The following is an 18382-nucleotide window of genomic DNA, read 5'->3' on the forward strand; positions in this document are numbered from 1 at the left end:
ATGACAGCACCAAAACCGGTAGCATTGATCATCATGGACGGTTTCGGACTTCGTAACACGGTGGAAGGTAATGCCGTGGCACAAGCCAACAAACCGAACTACGACAAATACATGAGCAAATACCCTCACACCACGCTTACCGCTTGCGGCGAAGCTGTTGGTTTGCCTGAAGGGCAAATGGGTAACTCCGAGGTAGGCCATTTGAATATCGGTGCAGGCCGCATCGTATATCAAGACTTGACCCGGATTTCGAAGTCCATTCGCGAAGGCGAGTTTTTCGAAAACGAAACGCTTGTCAAAGCGGTGCGCGAAGCAAAGCAAAACGGCAAAAAACTGCACCTGTATGGCCTGTTGTCCGATGGCGGCGTACATAGCCACATCGATCACCTGTTTGCTATGCTGGACCTGGCCAAAAAAGAAGGAATGAATGACGTGTACATTCATGCTTTCATGGATGGTCGCGACGTTATGCCGGATAGCGGTAAAGACTTCATGAAAAAACTGATCGCCAAAATCGAAGAGGTTGGTATCGGACAAATCGCAACGGTCCAAGGCCGTTATTATGCGATGGACCGCGACAAACGCTGGGAGCGCGTGGAGAAATCCTATCGTGCCATCGTTTATGGCGAAGGTCCGCAGTATACTGACCCGCTCAAAGCGGTCGAAGAATCGTACGAAAAATCCGTGTTCGACGAATTCGTTGAACCAACGGTCATCGTCAAAGCGGACGGTCAACCGGTAGGTCTCGTGGAAAGCGGCGACTCCGTCGTATTCCTCAACTTCCGTCCTGACCGCGCGATCCAGTTGTCGCAGGTATTCACCAACAAGGATTTCCGCGGTTTCGATCGTGGACCGAAATTCCCTGAAGGCCTGCACTTTGTGTGCTTGACATTGTTCAGCGAGACAGTGGATGGTTTTGTGGCTTACGAGCCGAAAAACTTGGACAACACGCTGGGCGAAGTTCTCGTACAGCAAGGAAAAAAACAGCTGCGCATTGCAGAAACCGAAAAATATCCTCACGTAACGTTCTTCTTCAGCGGCGGCCGCGATGTGGAGCTTCCAGGCGAAACTCGCGTGCTGATCAACTCGCCGAAGGTCGCAACATACGACCTGAAGCCGGAGATGAGCGCTTATGAAGTGGCTGACGCAGCGGTGCGTGAGATTGAATCGGATAAACACGATGCGATCATCCTGAACTTTGCCAACCCTGACATGGTCGGACACTCCGGTTTGCTGGAGCCTACCATCAAGGCGGTTGAAGCGACAGATGAATGCATGGGCCGCGTCGTTGAAGCTGTTCTTGCCAAAGGCGGCGTTGTGCTGATCACGGCTGACCATGGTAACGCGGATATGGTATTTGACGAGCAGGGACGTCCGTTCACTGCACATACAACCAATCCGGTTCCGTTCATCGTAACGGACGAAAACGTAACGCTGCGCGAAGGCGGAATTTTGGCGGATATCGCGCCAACGATTCTCGACCTGATGCAGCTGCCAAAACCGGAAGAAATGACGGGAACATCCGTTATTGCTGCCCGCAAATAATTTTTCTATGAGACGTGTGAAGTTTGCACAATGAACGGAGGAAGCAGAAATAGCCTGGAGAAGCGAAGCGGTCGCCTTTATCACATGATTTCAACTTATGAAAATAAGTTCAAAGAAATCAGGGGATAATTAGCGATCGGAAGGCGATTCTGCGGACGTAGTGAATCAGTGCAAACGTAAGTGGGTCCCAAATAAAAATTCCAACTACAAAGGAGATTATCACTCATGACTATCATTTCTGACGTGTACGCTCGCGAGGTCCTCGATTCCCGCGGTAACCCTACTGTTGAGGTTGAAGTATATCTGGAGTCCGGCGCAATCGGACGCGCAATCGTTCCATCCGGTGCTTCCACTGGTGCCCACGAAGCTGTTGAGCTTCGCGATGGCGACAAATCCCGTTACATGGGTAAAGGCGTTCTGCAAGCTGTTAAGAACGTAAACGAAATCATTGCTCCAGAAGTAATCGGCATGGACGCTCTGGATCAACTGGGTATCGACAAATTGATGATCACTTTGGATGGTACGCCAAACAAAGGAAAATTGGGTGCTAACGCAATCCTGGCTGTATCCATGGCTGTAGCTCGCGCGGCTGCCGATGCTCTGGACCTGCCATTGTACGTATACCTGGGCGGATTCAACGCTAAAGCACTTCCAGTACCAATGATGAACATCATCAACGGTGGTGAGCATGCTGACAACAACATCGACGTTCAAGAGTTCATGGTTCTTCCTGTTGGAGCACCAAGCTTCAAAGAAGCTCTTCGCGTAGGCGCAGAAATCTTCCACAACCTCAAATCCGTTCTGAGCTCCAAAGGCCTGAACACAGCTGTAGGTGACGAAGGCGGCTTCGCACCGAACCTGAAGTCCAACGAAGAAGCAATCACTACAATCATCGAAGCTATTGAAAAAGCAGGTTACAAACCAGGCGTTGACGTATTCCTGGGTATGGACGTAGCTTCCACAGAGTTCTACAAAGATGGTAAATACACATTGGCTGGCGAAGGCAAATCCTACACTTCCGCTGAGTATGTTGACCTTCTGGCTTCTTGGGTTGATAAATACCCAATCATCACGATCGAAGACGGTATGTCCGAAGACGACTGGGAAGGTTGGAAATTGCTCACTGAGAAATTGGGTGACAAAGTACAACTCGTTGGTGACGACTTGTTCGTAACGAACACTGAGCGTCTGGCTCAAGGTATCGAAAAAGGAATCGGTAACTCCATCCTGATCAAAGTGAACCAAATCGGTACATTGACTGAAACGTTCGATGCGATCGAAATGGCTAAACGTGCAGGATACACAGCGGTTATCTCCCACCGTTCCGGTGAGTCCGAAGATAGCACAATCGCTGACATCGCGGTTGCTACTAACGCTGGACAAATCAAAACAGGTGCACCTTCCCGTACAGACCGTATCGCGAAGTACAACCAATTGCTCCGCATCGAAGACCAACTGGGCGAATTGGCCCAATACAATGGTCTCAAAGGTTTCTACAACCTCAAAAAATAAGTTGTCTTGCGACAACTCCAGGGCAAGCCGGGTCACCGGCTTGCCTGTTTTTGTTCACCGAACAGCGCTCAGCAGCAGGATCGCTTGGGCTTATCCACTTGTGTCGCGCGATTAGCTATGCTACAATTAAACTAACTGTTTTTATGTTGAGATGTTATGCCCACAGGAGTAGGAGGTGGAAAGAATGGATATAGCTTTGAAATTGCTGCTCGTTGTGTTTTCGATCGGTCTGATCACTGTTGTATTGCTGCAGCACGGGAAAAGCGCAGGTCTGGCGGGTGCCATCTCCGGTGGTGCGGAACATCTTTTCGGTAAAACGAAAGCGCGCGGACTCGATCTTTTCTTGCAACGTGCAACGATTGTATTTGGTGCAGGATTCATGATTCTTGCTGTTGCGGTAACGTTTATTTTGAAATAAGAAGTAGACTTGCTGTAAGTTAGGCAATGGACGATTGAATGACAAAACCTTCGTTTCGACAGGAACGGAGGTTTTTTTGTAACCATCGTTAGTGGAATTTTTTTCTTGAACCTGCGTCTATACAGTGGTTTAGTGTTATTAATGCTGAACTTTTCAAAAGATCCGATCCCCTGTGTTGGGTGAGCGCTCCTTTTAATTCCCTCCGCACGCTCTTATCGTATTCCCCGCTTAACATGTATCGACCGAATTTATGTTGATCATGGTTTTTCGTTGATGTACCATCGTTTATGAATATTTTGGTGACCATGATACGGAACGTTTGCAGTCAGCTATGCAGGATGTAACCGCTTTGAATGCACAACGGCAGGACGGGGTTAATTTTGCGGAGCACGGATGGGCCGGATTAAATTCGTGTATACTAGGGTATGTGATAAGTGAGGACAACTGCTCGAATTGCATAAAATCCGCGAGGATTCCGATACATACAATAAAGCAAAACAGATTACACTCTTATGTTTCCCGAGGTGAAAATTAATGATTACTGAACAACAACTGCTCGACTTCATGCGGGAAACCGCTTATAAACCGATGACTTATCAGGAGCTGGAACAGCACTTTCAGATCGAGGACGCGGCTGATTTCAAGGATTTTCTGGTTATGCTGAACAAGCTGGAGGATTCCGGGCAAATTTTGCTTACGCGCAGTAACCGATATGGCGTGCCCGAACGCATGAATTTGGTGCGGGGACGTCTGCAGGCCCATGCCAAAGGGTTTGCGTTCCTGATTCCGGAAGATAAGGATCACCCGGATGTATACATTCATGCCAACGATATGAAAAGTGCAATGAACGGAGATATCGTATTGGTCAAAGTAACGTCTCAGGGACCGGCTGGGGGACGTTTGGAGGGCGAGATTATCCGGATCGTCACACGTGCGATTACGCAGGTGGTTGGCGTGTTCCAAAGCCAAGAAGTATATGGATTTGTTATTCCGGATGATAAAAGAATCAATCGCGACATTTTCATTCCACGCACCAATTTCGGCGGAGCGGTTGATGGGCAGAAGGTTGTCGCCAAAATTGTAAGCTACCCGGAAGGCCGTGCTGCGGCAGAGGGCGAGATTATCGAAGTTCTTGGCCATAAAGACGATCCGGGCATCGACATTTTGTCGGTCATTCGCAAACATCAGCTGCCGGAGGCTTTTCCAGACGAAGTGATGGAGGAAGCGGAGAACGCGCCGGAAACCATTACGGACGAAGAGATTTTGCAGCAGGGACGCCGCGATTTGCGTGGTCTCAACATCGTGACGATCGACGGCGAGGATGCCAAAGACTTGGACGATGCGGTCAACGTGGAAAGACTGCCTAACGGCAATTACCGCTTAGGTGTTCATATCGCCGATGTCGGATATTACGTGCGCGAAAATTCCAAGCTGGATCAGGAAGCCTACAACCGCGGATGCAGCGTGTATTTGGTGGATCGGGTTATTCCGATGCTGCCGCATCGCCTGTCCAACGGGATTTGCAGCTTGAACCCGCAGGTAGATCGCTTGACGCTTTCGTGCGAAATGGAATTCAACGACCAGATGAAGGTTGTGAAGCATGACATATTCACGAGCGTCATCAAGACGAAGGAACGCATGACATATAAGAATGTGCGCAAAATCCTGGAGGGGGAAGATCCCGAGCTGCTTGAACGCTACAAGGATTTGGTGGACGATTTCCATTTGATGAAGGAACTCGCACTGAAGCTGCGCGGAATGCGCATGAAACGCGGCGCGGTGGATTTCGACTTTGAGGAATCCAAAATCATCGTCAACGAAGAGGGCAAGCCGGTTGATATCGTGAAACGCGAACGCTCCATTGCCGAGCAAATCATCGAGGAATTCATGCTGGCTGCCAATGAAACGGTGGCAGAGCATTTCCACTGGCTGAAGGTACCGTTTATCTATCGCGTGCACGAAGATCCGGATCAGGAGAAGCTTCAGAACTTTCTGGCTTTTGCGGCCAATTTCGGACATCATGTCAAAGGCCGCGGCAATTCGATTCATCCTCGCGCGCTCCAGTCGCTGCTCGAGGACATCCAGGGCACGAAGGAGCAAACGGTCATCAGCACGATGATGCTTCGTTCGATGAAACAGGCGAAGTACGATGCGGAAATGTCGGGGCACTTCGGTCTCGCGGCCGAATACTACAGCCATTTCACGTCTCCGATTCGGCGTTATCCCGATCTGGTCATTCACCGGGTCATTCGCGAGGTCATCGAAAACGGGGGGATGCTGCCGGAAAACCGTCAAGAGCATCTGGCTGCACGCATGCCGGACATTGCCCAACAGTCATCCGAACGCGAACGCGTAGCGGTCGAGGCCGAGCGGGATACGGAGAAAATGAAGAAAGCCGAATACATGCTCGACAAAGTCGGCGAGGAATTCGACGGCATCATCAGCAGCGTAACCAGCTTTGGCATGTTCATTGAACTGGAAAACACAGTGGAAGGTCTCATTCGCCTCAGTGCCCTGACGGACGATTATTACCATTTTGACGACCAGCATATGGCCTTGATCGGAGAGCGCACTTCCAAGGTATTCCGCATCGGGGATGAAGCTAAAATTCGCGTTGCGCGCGTCAACATGGATGAGTATACGATCGACTTCGAGATGGTGGACATGAAACCACGGCGCGAACGTGACAGCTCCTTTGGCGGACGTGGCGCTGGCGGCAAAGGCGCACGCGGCGGAGGCAAGGGAGGTTCCTTTGGATCCGGCGGATCGCGGGGAGGCAAAGGCGACTTCTCGGGTAAAAACGGCAGCAAGCGGCGTGGCGGTTCCAAATCGGCAGAGTCTGGCCGGAAGGGTGGCAGCGTAGAGGCTGGCGGTGTTTCCGGCCAAGGCGGCGGTAAGCCGAGAGGAGAGCGTCATTCTACAGCGGAAATGAACGGTGGAGCAGCCCGGAGCGCGAATGCCGGAGCGGTAAGTTTCAGTTTTGGTTCGGGTAAAGGCGGATACAGCTCACCTTCACTAACGACGGAAGGTGGCAGCGGTTCAAGCGAACGCAGCTTCAAGAAATCCGGCAAAGCCGGCGGCAAGAACGGCAAAGCAAGCGGCGGCCGCAAGAAGAAAACGTCGCCGAGCGGCATCTTCATCGGTGAAGCGGCAACGCCGGGAAGCGTGCAGGAAGGTGACGCGCCGCGTCGCAAGCGCAAGAAAAACAAAGGGGCAGCGAACAACGGAACGGCTGCGTTTGTACGCAAAAAGAAAAAGTAATAAGTGAGCCGGGCAGATTCTGCTTTAAGTGGGCGGTAATGCTTTAGAATGCTTGGTAAGACTGAGAGATCGACGCGGTTGTTGACAGCTTGTTGTTGGGTAGAGAGAAACGGCTGTCCAATCGTGAAGGATCAGGTTAAGGGGAGGCGATGAAAGCCTCCTCTTTCTTGATTTTAACCGTCATACTTGCTAAAATTAAAGTCTGACCCGTGGTTTTTTAGGCGTAATTGGACGCATTGATCCTGGTTGGATACCGGGGTATTTTTATGAAGAAGGAGTGAGTACATGGGCAAGAATGATGGACAGAACAAAGTGCTTGCACAGAACAAAAAGGCTTCCCATGACTACTTCATTGAAGATACGTATGAAGCGGGCATGGTGCTCACCGGAACGGAGATCAAATCTATTCGCAACGGACGTTCCAACATTAGCGATGCATTTGCCACAATCCGTAATGGCGAGATCCACATTCATAACATGCACATCAGCCCGTTCGAACAAGGCAACCGGCATAACCCGTCCGATCCGACACGCACGCGTAAGCTGCTGCTGCACAAATCGCAGATTCATAAGCTGCTCGGTTTGTCCAAACAGGAAGGATACAGCATCGTGCCTTTGAAGATTTACATCCGTAACGGCTATGCGAAGCTGCTGCTTGGATTGGGTAAAGGGAAGAAGCAATACGACAAACGCGAATCGGCTGCGAAACGGGATGCTCAACGCGATATTCAACGGGCATTGCGCGAGAAGCAGAAGGTAGCTCGTTAACAGGTTAAGCGTACTGGCGCTGGCAAACTTTACTTCTTTTTTCGAAAGCGGTATAATGATGAAACGAGTTTCTTGCACTGGTGAGATTGGATAAGCCTGCACATGGTGCGGCCAAATGGATCGCTTTCCAGCAATCTGCACTAGAGCGGTGCTCACTGCTGTGGTAACATAATAAATGTAGCCAGCAGGAATGCCGAGATTCAAAGAGCATGCTTTTCACCTTGGAGGGAAAAGACATGCAGCACCTTTGCTCCGTATTCACGGATTAATCCAGGAGCCCTTCTTAATTGAGGGGGCGTTTATGGATTCGACGGGGATAGTTCGAGCATGGGTAGCGGGTAGTGGGGACGCGTCCGCTTCATCAACGCTAAAGCCAATTAACTGGCAAACAACAAAACAACTACGCTTTCGCAGCTTAATAACCTGTGAGCGTGCTCTCGCTCTGTATCGCCCATGTACCGGGATGAGGGCTCAACTTTAGTGGGATACGCTGTCACATCTCCGCCTGGGGTGTGCTGAAGAAGACAATCAGGCTGACCTTTGACGAAGCCGGTTACGGGGCGTCGGCTTAGGTGACATCAAAACTGTGACTACACCCGTAGAAGCTTATGTGGCGTTATCTTCGGACAGGGGTTCGACTCCCCTCGCCTCCATATGTAGTACCAGGGACGGACACCATTCGGTGTCCGTTTTTGCTTGCCCGGTCGAAGGGGGCGGGTAAACCGATTCGGCTCTAGGGTTATGGGCTTTCTGACGTCGAATACGACATTTTTCTGAAGATCTACATGGCGGTAACTCTGTACGTAGCAGTTTTGATGTCACCCGAGTATCGCCCCGTAAACGGCTTTAGGTTACATCAACTAGTTTTTCTGTTCGCCACAATTGGAGATGTGATAGGTGTATACCATGCTTAAGTCATTTTACGTTGTCAGGAACGAGGATTACTTCAAGATTATATTGAACGAATATTACAATATAAGCGGCCCGATCTAATATTTAATAATAGACAGATGCTATTAAATGGAGCTAAGTGGCTACTTGTTCATGCAAATGAGGCGACGTATAAAGACGATCCTGAAATAAGTAATCCCGTTACATTGATACACTGTTTTTACCTCTCCACTATGCTCTCCAGCTTTTATCAAATTTCCAAAGACATGAAAATATTCAACTCGAAAGTGTACAAAATGGAAACTTCAATCGAATTGTTAATAACGTGCACACTATGCAAAGAAGTATTGAATGCTATTTGAGATATAGCTTCTCAAAAGGATAGATTTCAAACAAAAGAATATGTAGATATTGCAGAAATATTTTATTAAAATACAGGAGTTAACAGCAAAACTTACTTATTCTTTATGACTACAATTACTGCATCATTTTATCCAAGTGGCGATGTCAGAGAATTTATATAAACAAATAACTCCAAGTAAGGATTGTTAGAAAAGAGAAATCGTCATGTAAAGAGGATTAAAAATAAATTATTGAAACAACAATCAGAGTTAACATGTTTTTTGTGTAGGAGTGGATAAAAAAACCCAACTCTGCTAACGAAGCGGAGAAGGGTTTTTATTGAGTACAGTCAGCTCTAGCTAACGAAGCGGAGAAGACTATACTCATCCGTATTATTTCTGTATAATCATAATATTATGTATATGGATGAAAGTCAAGCTTTACTTTATCATTTTGATTGTAGGATGTGTGCGATGATCTATAATATCTACTTCGATGAAGCGAATAAAATTGATCAGCCCGGAAAAGAAAATTCATATTACGGTGCTTATGGTGGCAGCGAGCAGACAATGACGGACATAACGCAGACGATACAACGTATGTTTGAGGAAATGGAAACCAAGAGCGAATTGCATTTTAGGGAGTATAATCATGATCAATATTTGAGGAAATACTTTAAAGTTCTTCACTACATCATCAATCAGGATGTGAATATCAATATTTTAATTGTCGATAATACAGAAGCTTGTAGCATTGCTCAACAACTAAACCTTACGATGATGGAGCTTCGAAATCTTTTCTATATTAAAATTCCTGAGAGATTGTTCTATGGAGTGACACGTCACTTGAACGGTCAGGTAGACGTGAAAATTAAAATCGACCGAAACGATGAGTACGATTCATTACGACTTCATTCCAAAATTAAAGAGCAGATGAACGCTCACTCCGTATATCGGAGCAAAAGGTATAAGATTGCATCTGTTGAATCGGAGGAGTCTCATGAATCTATTCCCCTACAAATTATTGATACGTTTATGGGGATTGTAGTTTTTCTGATGGAAGAAAGCTACATAGGAGATTCAAATACAACGCTAATCAAGAGTGATCTGATATATCGCTTCTTGTCTGAGGGCAGTAATGTAGAGCGGTTTATAAAACAGATCAAATTGTATTCATGGAACGGTAATGAGCATCTGTCAGAACTGTCTATGGGAGATTACGTATCTCAATTTATGGTGTACAAGGCTCGCTACGATGTTTCAGAAATAGCCAAGCTTCAGGCGATCATGTTGAAGAATCCTGATCTACCAGCAAAGGAGTATCGTAAGCTAATGGAGTATCCTAATACATTGGTACGCATGTTTTTGGGATACAAGGACGAAGTTGAGGGAAGAGGTAGGAATTTTTCGCTCATCGATAGATAACAGGTCTGGGTTAACTTGGTGTTATTTCCGTCGATATTAATTCATTATACCTGAGTACCTGATGGAAATATTGTAAAAAGGGTGATTTCAGCGATCTTTTAGTGTTGTGTTGCGATAGTAAACATCAGCTTCTAAGGGTTCTATTCTATATATTCTGAAAGTAGTAATTTTGTAACGGAAGAAAATTATTAATATTCGGATACCCGACCCTGCGGCAAAGATGTTAAAAAATAGCGAAAAGGACGCCCGCATCCCTCTACAAATTCAGCCTAAATCAACATATCTGAACCATTCCGCCAGCTTATATTTTATGTAATCATCGGGATGTGGCTCATATTTTGGTGTTCTGTCGGTGGATGTTCCGACTTCTTTAAGCGAAAAACTGTAGCATCAAATTAGTACCTCTCTCCCTCAGTTTTGTATGAGAAGCACATCGTAACTGAATTGTAGTTTATATTGAATAGGAAGTAGCCTGCAATTCTTTTGACAGTGCGTTCACGTTATGGGAATATAGGTTTATCATATTCCAGTATCATGAAGAAGTTGTTAGGTTGTCGGCTGAACTTCGTATCAGTATTCGAGATGAAATCGCTCATGATGGTCAATTGGTTTGTTTACAGTAGAGAGGGGAAGAATTGTGGAAAGTACAATTAATGATAAGTCAGCATTTTTAATTAAATACAATATTAGTGAAAGTAAATTTGAGGAAAGTGGTATTAGTTGGGCAGAATTACAAGCGATATATTCAGACTACTTAAATTTTATTCCCGAGTTAGAGCCGGTTGCAGAGTACGTTGCATCAATTCTCAGAAAAGAAGAACATGTACACTCAGTAAGGCAAAGAATTAAAGATCCAGAACATTTGATCGCGAAGATTATAAGGAAAAAACTGAGCAATCCAGAATTGGAGTATACGACTTTAGATTATAAGAATAAAATCACTGATTTAATTGGTATAAGAGCACTACATTTATTTAAAGGACATTGGAAATTCATTGATGATTTCGTAAACGATAAGTGGGAGCTTCATGAAACTCCAAAAGCAAATGTTAGAGATGGCGACGATCCAGAATTACTGGAACAGTTTAAAGAAAAATCTTATCAAATCGTTAACCACAAATATGGTTATAGATCTTTGCATTATATTTTAAAAACCAGACCAAACAAAACAGAAGTGATGGTTGAATTACAAGTAAGGACAATATTTGAAGAAGGTTGGAGCGAGATTGACCATTTAATAAGATATCCTCATAACATGGATGATGAAATTTTAAGTTATTATTTAGTAATGTTTAATCGACTTGCAGGGAATGCTGATGAAATGGGTTCATTTGTACTTTATCTAAAAAACGCTCTGCAAAAAATGGAAGAAATACATGCAAAAGAACTTGCGGATAAAGACGAGGCTATAAATAAATTAGAAAAAAAGATAGGCTCATTAAAGATCGATCAAAAAGAAAAAGATGCTTTGAAAGAAACTATAGAGAATTTAAAGAAACAAATACATCAAGATAAGCCTACAAGTACTTTTTTTAGAATTGAAGGAGGTATGAGTCGGTGGCTTGAAAACAAAGATAAATGGGCACCTAGCATAGGTGTAGCGGTTGATCCCTTTCGTTTGAATGATTCTCTTCCACAATATACAGGTGTGCTTAGTAAATTTCTCGAGCATAATAATCAAAAGGGAAGCTGATAACCTGTATCGCCCATGTACCGGGATGAGGGCTCAACTTTAGTGGGATACGCTGTCACATCTCCGCCTGGGGTGTGCTGAAGAAGACAATCAGGCTGACCTTTGACGAAGCCGGTTACGGGGCGTCGGCTTAGGTGACATCAAAACTGTGACTACACCCGTAGAAGCTTATGTGGCGTTATCTTCGGACAGGGGTTCGACTCCCCTCGCCTCCATACAAAAAAACCACAATCGCATGCGATTGTGGTTTTTTGCTGTGTTCGATTAAAAGTGTAAAATCCTTAGCTATAAGTTTGCAAAGCAAGACACTTCGCTCAAAGAGTGTCAAATGCACGTTTTGCTGAAGAAGGACCTTTAGAGGTCCTTCTTTTTTGCTATCGCTCTTTATTTTCTGACATTTGTCATAACCGGCTTGTGACAACCCACACTAATTGAATCTCGCGCTTTTTCAATATAATGAGGACATCAGGTAACGAAAGAAAAAATTAGCGGAGGTCAGGACAAAATGACAAAAGCCATTGAATGTATAAATCTAGTAAAGAAATTCGGCGATTACTGCGCTGTTGATCATATGAATCTGTCGTTTGAGAAAGGTCAAATAACAGCATTGCTCGGACCGAATGGGGCGGGTAAGACAACAACCATTTCTATGATCCTCGGAATGATCAAGCCAACATCAGGAGAAGTCAGGGTCTTGGGGGTTCCGTCTGGAGCAAAGGAATTACGGCAGCGCGTCGGAGCGCTTATGCAGGATGTTAAAGCAGCAGATGGACTTACGGTGAAAGAAGTGCTTCAATTGTTCCGCAGTTATTATCGTAATCCGATGTCGCTCGAGCGATTGTTAGATATTTCGGGTCTCCACGCGGATCAGAAACGACGCGCATCCTCGCTGTCTGGAGGACAACGCCGTAGATTAGCTTTCGCCCAAAGCTTGGCGGGAAATCCAGAGCTTCTCCTGCTTGATGAACCAACCGTCGGAATGGATATCGAGGCTCGTGGCCGCTTTTGGGACACTATCCAAGCGCTGGCAAGTGACGGACGTACGGTGCTCTTAACTACACATCATTTAGATGAAGCGGATGCTGTCGCAGATCACATCGCAGTCATCGCCAGTGGACAGGTTGTTGCGGAAGGGACTCCAGCACGTTTAAAGGCTCAAACAGCACTTAGAACCGTTTCATTTCGAGCGGCGAACGCGCCAGCTGAGCAGGAATGGCTCACATTACCTGGTGTAGAAAAGGCAGAATGCAACGGCGAGCGAATTCGTCTGTATGCTCAAGAGACCGATGTATTGTTACTTAAACTGATGCAGTCTGAATGGGGAATTTCCGATATTGATATACAATCGGCCAGCTTAGAAGATACATTCCGAAGTCTTACAGGCTCAAATAAACAAGCGATTATACGATAAAAAAACATTTTTAGGAGGAGACAGCTATGTTACATATGTTTGTTGCCCAGACCAAAGCAGAAAGTTTGCGAATTATCCGCAGTCCATTTTTCTTACTTTTCTCCATTGCGATGCCGCTTGCTTTCTACTTTTTATTTGCGAGTATGAATGGGGTAGATAAATCGATTCAATCGACAACTTGGGGCGTCTTTTCATTAATGTCAATGACTGCATTCAGTTTGATTGGTACAGCCGTATCTCAATTCGGTATCCGTCTATCGTTCGAGCATCAAGACGGGTGGGTACGCCTGTTGAAGCTGACTCCACTATCTCCTGCAGTCTGGATTGGGAGCAAAATTGTATCGCAAATGGCAGTTCACTTGATCGTTATTGTGGTTATATTTTTATCTGCTGGCCTTGTTCATGATATACAATTGACAGCCGGGCAATGGATTTTATGCGGATTATGGTTATGGATTGGAAGCATATCTTTTCTGGCGCTTGGTGCATTGTTAGGAACGCTTAAAAATGCGAATACCTCCGTTGCCATCGGAAATGTATTACAGATGGGACTTGCCATTGTGGGAGGGCTTTGGATGCCGCTTAGTACTTTGCCAAGTTGGATGGGCTCGGTCGGGGAATGGCTTCCATCTCACCGTTACGCCAATGGGGCATGGAATATGATCGCCGGGAAAAATCCAGCAAGTATTGATTTCATAATCTTGACAGGATGCGGTCTCTTCTTTATGCTACTATCAATCTATATATATAATCGACGGGATGCGGTCTAATTGAATAGAGAAAAGTGGCGTCTCTTTCCAAAATCGGAAGGGGTCGCTCCTTATATTTTGTTAACAAATTTAATGATACCCATGTACTTTTTACTTTATGAGCCATCAAGTATACAGTGGCTTGGCTTTGTTCTGTTAGGCATATTCGTTCTATCGTTTCGACAATCCTACTTTTATACAAAGTGGGCCACGCCAATATTGATCGTTCAGGTAGGAATACTTCTAATTTTAGCAGGTGTATTTCACCCTATGTATACGTTTATAGGTTTTATGATAGCTGCTCCGCTGAGCAAACAAAAGCTGCCGATATTACTCTCCATAACGATCATTTTCACTGTGGCTATGGGATTTATCGCTGTTCCTTACTTGGAACGGATGGGCAGCCTAGTATGGATAGGGCTGGTGCCTATGTTTGGCATCTGTATTCTGCCGTATATTATTCGAACTTCGACTCGCTTTCAACAGAAGTCTGCGCGGCTGCGGGCAGAAACGGCTGAACGAATGGCACAGCAGGAGGAGCGCCAGCGGATCGCGCGTGAATTACATGATACGTTGGGACATACGCTGTCATTAATTGCACTAAAAGGGGAGGTCGTTGAGAAATTGGTCAATCGTAACCCCGAGAGAGCGATCGAAGAGGCTCGTGAAATACGAGAAACGGCACGCGCAGCCTTGAAACAAATGCGTGAATTGGTTACGGAGATGAAAGTTACTTACTTCGCTGATGAATATAAGCATGCTGTATCGTTATGTTCAGCTGCAGGCATACCGCTTTTATTTCAATATCAATCGATTTCAGATCCCAGACCTTCTAATGTAGGGACGGAGGACGCTTTAGTAAACAGTCAGCTTCCTTTAACACCCTTGCAGGAGACGATTTTGGCGATGTGTTTTCGCGAGACGATTACAAATGTGGTTCGACATAGCCGAGCAACAAGTTGCAACGTTCTTCTCGACATTCAGGAAGGGGAGGTTCGTGTATCTGTACGTGATGACGGTATTGGGGCAGATACGGAACAATTCTATACTAGCAGTAATGGCCTCGCCGGATTACGGCAACGGTTGGTTATGATCGACGGACGTATGTCGCTGTCTTCGTCCCCAGGCAAGGGGACGGAAGTCACCTTACATATACCTAGGGTAATACGAAATGAAAAGGTAGGTAGAGCTTAGATGATTCGTATTGTTTTGGCAGAAGATCAAAAGTTATTAAGGGGAGCGCTGGCAACGTTACTCTCGTTAGAAGATGATATTGAAGTAGTCGGTCAAGCTGAAAATGGGGAAGAAGTGATGTCCATGATCCAGCAATATGAACCAGATGTAGCTGTTCTGGATATTGAGATGCCACTGAAAACCGGGTTAGATATTGCGGAATTGATTCAAAAAAATAAGTCCGCTTGTCGTGTCATCATCTTGACGACATTCGCGCGTCCCGGATATTTCCAGCGGGCGATGCAGGCAGGAGTTTATGGATATCTACTTAAAGATACGGGCAGCGATGAACTGGCTGATGCGATTCGTCGGGTCCATGATGGGAAACGTGTCATCAATTCGGAATTATCCCTCGCGGTATGGGATGATCCATGTCCATTATCACCCAGGGAGCGTGAAGTCATGAAGTTGGCAGCCCAAGGCTTAGTTCTTCAAGATATTGGAGCACAGCTGTTTCTATCCTATGGAACGGTACGGAACTACATGTCCGACGCGATTGGGAAGCTCGGGGCAAATACACGGATCGAGGCAATAGATATCGCGCGCAGCAAGGGATGGCTGGATTGAGGAGAACTCCGAGGTATGGAGGTAAGCGGATCGCCCCACTCAAGGGATGATGTTGCCAGCCCATAGAGAGCTTTAGAAGCTCTCCTTTTTTAGGACCGCAACTTAGCATACCGTAACCTAATCCATACACTCCGGCGAATTGTGGTTTTACATAGCCGCGGTTCGCCTCCATATGTAGTCAGTGTCGTACTGCAAGATAGGTGAGGAGCAATTAAACGAAAGCAAAGACAAAACAAACTTGTAAATCAGCTCCAGTTGTGTTAGAGTTAGTTCATTGGAATTTCGACCTAAGATCACATATTGTAGAGGGTTAGATTTTGATTATGTAGCCTTGTACAATATGTGATTTTTTTTTGAATTCGAAGATCATGTAAAAATAAAAATATGGAGGTAATGGATCATGGCACAAGGAACAGTAAAGTGGTTTAATGCAGACAAAGGCTTTGGTTTTATCGAGGTTGAAGGCGGAGACGACGTATTTGTACACTTCAGTGCAATTGTTAGTGACGGCTTCAAATCTTTGGATGAAGGTCAAAGAGTTGAATTTAGTGTAGTACAAGGCAATCGAGGCCCACAGGCCGAGAATGTTGTTAAACTGTAAAGCTGTAGTAGAAGGTCCCGGCACTTAGTGTTGGGACTTTTTTTTCGCCATTATTCCAGAAGAGAAAGAGGGATGCTGTTTGTACTATTCAAGGAAAAGACTGATGATTGATCTTCCAGAGGAAATGACAACGATATGGTCATGCACCAATGAAAAGTGCAACGGATGGATGAGGGATAACTTTGTCTTTTCGATTCAACCCGTTTGTGGCCAGTGTAATTCCTTCATGGAGAAGAGTGAGAAAATGCTGTCTATTTTAGCTAATACAAGTCCTAATCAGACGAAGCACTAATAGTGAGGACCAGTGACATCAAAAATGTCACACTACTACACACACGTAGAAGCCTATGTTGCGTTATCTTCGGACAGGGGTTCGACTCCCCTCGCTTCCATATGTAGTAAGTCAAAGAGCCATCGACCAGTCATCTGGTTGGTGGCTCTTTATGATATAATAAGCGTAATTATAAAGATGGAGGGATTCAAGATGCTTTCAAATCGAGAACAGCTCCAAGAAATTCTTAAAAAAGCTAACCAACATGCACGCAAGCAAGCCAAAGAATCAGGTGCATCAATATATTATATAAAAAATAATAAACGTATACGAGAAGATGCAGAAGGTAATAAATTCGAGATCGTTTTTGATGCAACCGGCAACCGGCGGGAGTTAGAGTATAATGAATGATACCCGACCCATTATGACGGTTTTTGCAGGTACCAATGGGGCTGGCAAAAGCACAATTAGCTTGCAGATGAGAGAATGGCTAGGTGAGCTAGTTGACCCAGACCAGATTGCACGAGAATTAAACCCTGATGATCCAAGAGGTGCCGATTTGTCAGCAGGACGGGAAGCAGTAAAAAGAATTCGTTCCCTTATCAAGGGAAGACACCCCTTTGCTATTGAAACGACATTATCAGGTAAATTTGTTTTGAAGCATATGCAAATTGCCAAAGATGCCGGATATAAGATTGTCATGTATTATATCGGCCTCCAAGATGTCCAAATGCATATAGATCGTGTGGCTTCTCGTGTCGAGCAAGGTGGACATTGGATTGCTGAAGAGGATATTCGTTTTCGATATGGTCAGTCGTTACAAAATCTTAAACCTGCTTTAGCCATCGCAGAACAGGTTACCATCATCGATAATACATACGAGCCTTCGATTGTTGCTGAAATCATAAATGGTAATTTGCTTTATTGTGTGGAGTCAATACCTGATTGGTCCAGAACTGTGCTTGTAAGGTACAGATGATTAATTAGTTGCCAGTAAAACTGTGACTACACGTAGAACCGTTCGCAGTGGATAAGTAACCCTTCAAAAACATCGCCATCTACTGTTTCCACTCGAACAAGTGCATTAGCATGGCTTTTACATATGTTTGCTATATGATCGTGAAAGGATTTTAAGTTATGCATAGTAGTTGGATCCATTCGAAACAGTGTTTGTTCTTGTTGTCCCTGCAGTTGTAAGCTCATGGTTTTGATCTCCAGCTTAGATTCATTCATTTCTCCATTGTATGCAGAAGCCTATAGGGAGTGACGAATCTGTGTATGAGATTTTCTGGGGAAAAATGCAGGAGATCATGGAGAATGCACATCCAGCGTATTGTCGATCAGCCAAACACAATAACTCGCAGTTCGTTGCAGGCACCTAAACGGTGGACCTGCTCTTTTTATGCCCAAAATCGCAAAAAGGAGCGAGGAATTCCATGAAATCAACTATTTATGTACATGTATCTTCAGATCGGTAAGCATAGAAAGAACGGTCCTTCCCAACTTGGAAGCTTCCTGGCATCTGTCGAAGTAAGACTGTATGGTCGCTTGAACGCTTTGCTGAACGATTCGGAAGTTTCGTAACCTGATTCGAGCAAATTTGTATGTATGGAAAATTCATACGGAATGGAGTTCCGGTGATAGCGATCACCTCTGCGAACACCCATTTAATTTTTTCCCCCACTGGTATTCGTCT

At 45.3% G+C, this 18382-nt stretch carries 14 protein-coding genes, 2 other RNA genes and 1 pseudogene; all 17 read left to right on the plus strand.

Annotated elements, in window-relative coordinates:
* The 17 genes and pseudogenes from gpmI to SNR34_RS01015 all read left to right on the plus strand — a co-directional run bounded on the left by gpmI (position 1) and on the right by SNR34_RS01015 (position 17665).
* Positions 1–1545 carry a 2,3-bisphosphoglycerate-independent phosphoglycerate mutase gene (gene gpmI / locus SNR34_RS00935; RefSeq protein WP_236420374.1) on the plus strand — a complete coding sequence of 515 codons (1545 nt, stop codon included), beginning with the start codon at positions 1–3 and terminating at the stop codon, positions 1543–1545.
* A gap of 225 nt (positions 1546–1770) precedes the next feature.
* Positions 1771–3057: a phosphopyruvate hydratase gene (gene eno, locus SNR34_RS00940; RefSeq protein WP_236420373.1), complete on the plus strand. Its 1287-nt coding sequence runs from the start codon at positions 1771–1773 to the stop codon at positions 3055–3057.
* A gap of 184 nt (positions 3058–3241) precedes the next feature.
* Positions 3242–3475, plus strand: coding sequence for a preprotein translocase subunit SecG (gene secG, locus SNR34_RS00945; protein ID WP_236420372.1), 234 nt, complete (start codon positions 3242–3244; stop codon positions 3473–3475).
* A 534-nt stretch (positions 3476–4009) separates the two neighbouring features.
* Complete coding sequence (gene rnr, locus SNR34_RS00950) at positions 4010–6736, plus strand: ribonuclease R (protein WP_486180951.1); 2727 nt, start codon at positions 4010–4012, stop codon at positions 6734–6736.
* A 285-nt stretch (positions 6737–7021) separates the two neighbouring features.
* The gene (gene smpB, locus SNR34_RS00955) at positions 7022–7504 is read left to right on the plus strand and encodes an SsrA-binding protein SmpB (RefSeq protein WP_236420370.1); all 483 of its coding nucleotides are present in this window, start codon (positions 7022–7024) and stop codon (positions 7502–7504) included.
* Positions 7505–7795: 291 nt separating this feature from the next.
* Positions 7796–8160: a transfer-messenger RNA gene (gene ssrA, locus SNR34_RS00960) on the plus strand.
* A gap of 1050 nt (positions 8161–9210) precedes the next feature.
* Positions 9211–10161: a DUF3800 domain-containing protein gene (locus tag SNR34_RS00965; protein WP_486180952.1), complete on the plus strand. Its 951-nt coding sequence runs from the start codon at positions 9211–9213 to the stop codon at positions 10159–10161.
* Between the two features lie 637 nt (positions 10162–10798).
* A pseudogene (locus tag SNR34_RS00970) lies at positions 10799–11404 on the plus strand (RelA/SpoT domain-containing protein); the annotation flags it as partial.
* Positions 11405–11776: 372 nt separating this feature from the next.
* Positions 11777–12072: a transfer-messenger RNA gene (ssrA, locus tag SNR34_RS00975) on the plus strand.
* Between the two features lie 287 nt (positions 12073–12359).
* Entirely contained in the window at positions 12360–13265 is a 906-nt protein-coding gene (locus SNR34_RS00980; protein ID WP_486180953.1) for an ABC transporter ATP-binding protein, read from the plus strand.
* Between the two features lie 26 nt (positions 13266–13291).
* The gene (locus SNR34_RS00985; RefSeq protein WP_236420368.1) at positions 13292–14035 is read left to right on the plus strand and encodes an ABC transporter permease; all 744 of its coding nucleotides are present in this window, start codon (positions 13292–13294) and stop codon (positions 14033–14035) included.
* On the plus strand, positions 14036–15208 hold the full coding sequence (locus SNR34_RS00990; RefSeq protein WP_339275544.1) for a sensor histidine kinase: 1173 nt from the start codon (positions 14036–14038) through the stop codon (positions 15206–15208).
* On the plus strand, positions 15209–15814 hold the full coding sequence (locus SNR34_RS00995) for a response regulator transcription factor (RefSeq protein ID WP_343262107.1): 606 nt from the start codon (positions 15209–15211) through the stop codon (positions 15812–15814).
* Between the two features lie 400 nt (positions 15815–16214).
* Complete coding sequence (locus SNR34_RS01000) at positions 16215–16415, plus strand: cold-shock protein (RefSeq protein ID WP_236420365.1); 201 nt, start codon at positions 16215–16217, stop codon at positions 16413–16415.
* Positions 16416–16494: 79 nt separating this feature from the next.
* Positions 16495–16707: a cold-shock protein gene (locus SNR34_RS01005; protein WP_236420364.1), complete on the plus strand. Its 213-nt coding sequence runs from the start codon at positions 16495–16497 to the stop codon at positions 16705–16707.
* A gap of 192 nt (positions 16708–16899) precedes the next feature.
* Positions 16900–17097 (plus strand): MDR/zinc-dependent alcohol dehydrogenase-like family protein, encoded by a 198-nt coding sequence (locus SNR34_RS01010; RefSeq protein ID WP_236420363.1) that lies wholly within the window; start codon positions 16900–16902, stop codon positions 17095–17097.
* On the plus strand, positions 17090–17665 hold the full coding sequence (locus SNR34_RS01015) for an ATPase (protein WP_486180954.1): 576 nt from the start codon (positions 17090–17092) through the stop codon (positions 17663–17665). The genes SNR34_RS01010 and SNR34_RS01015 overlap by 8 nt, the downstream gene beginning before the upstream one ends.
* The last annotated feature ends 717 nt before the right edge of the window (positions 17666–18382 follow it).

This window comes from Paenibacillus sp. XP01 (assembly GCF_057364885.1).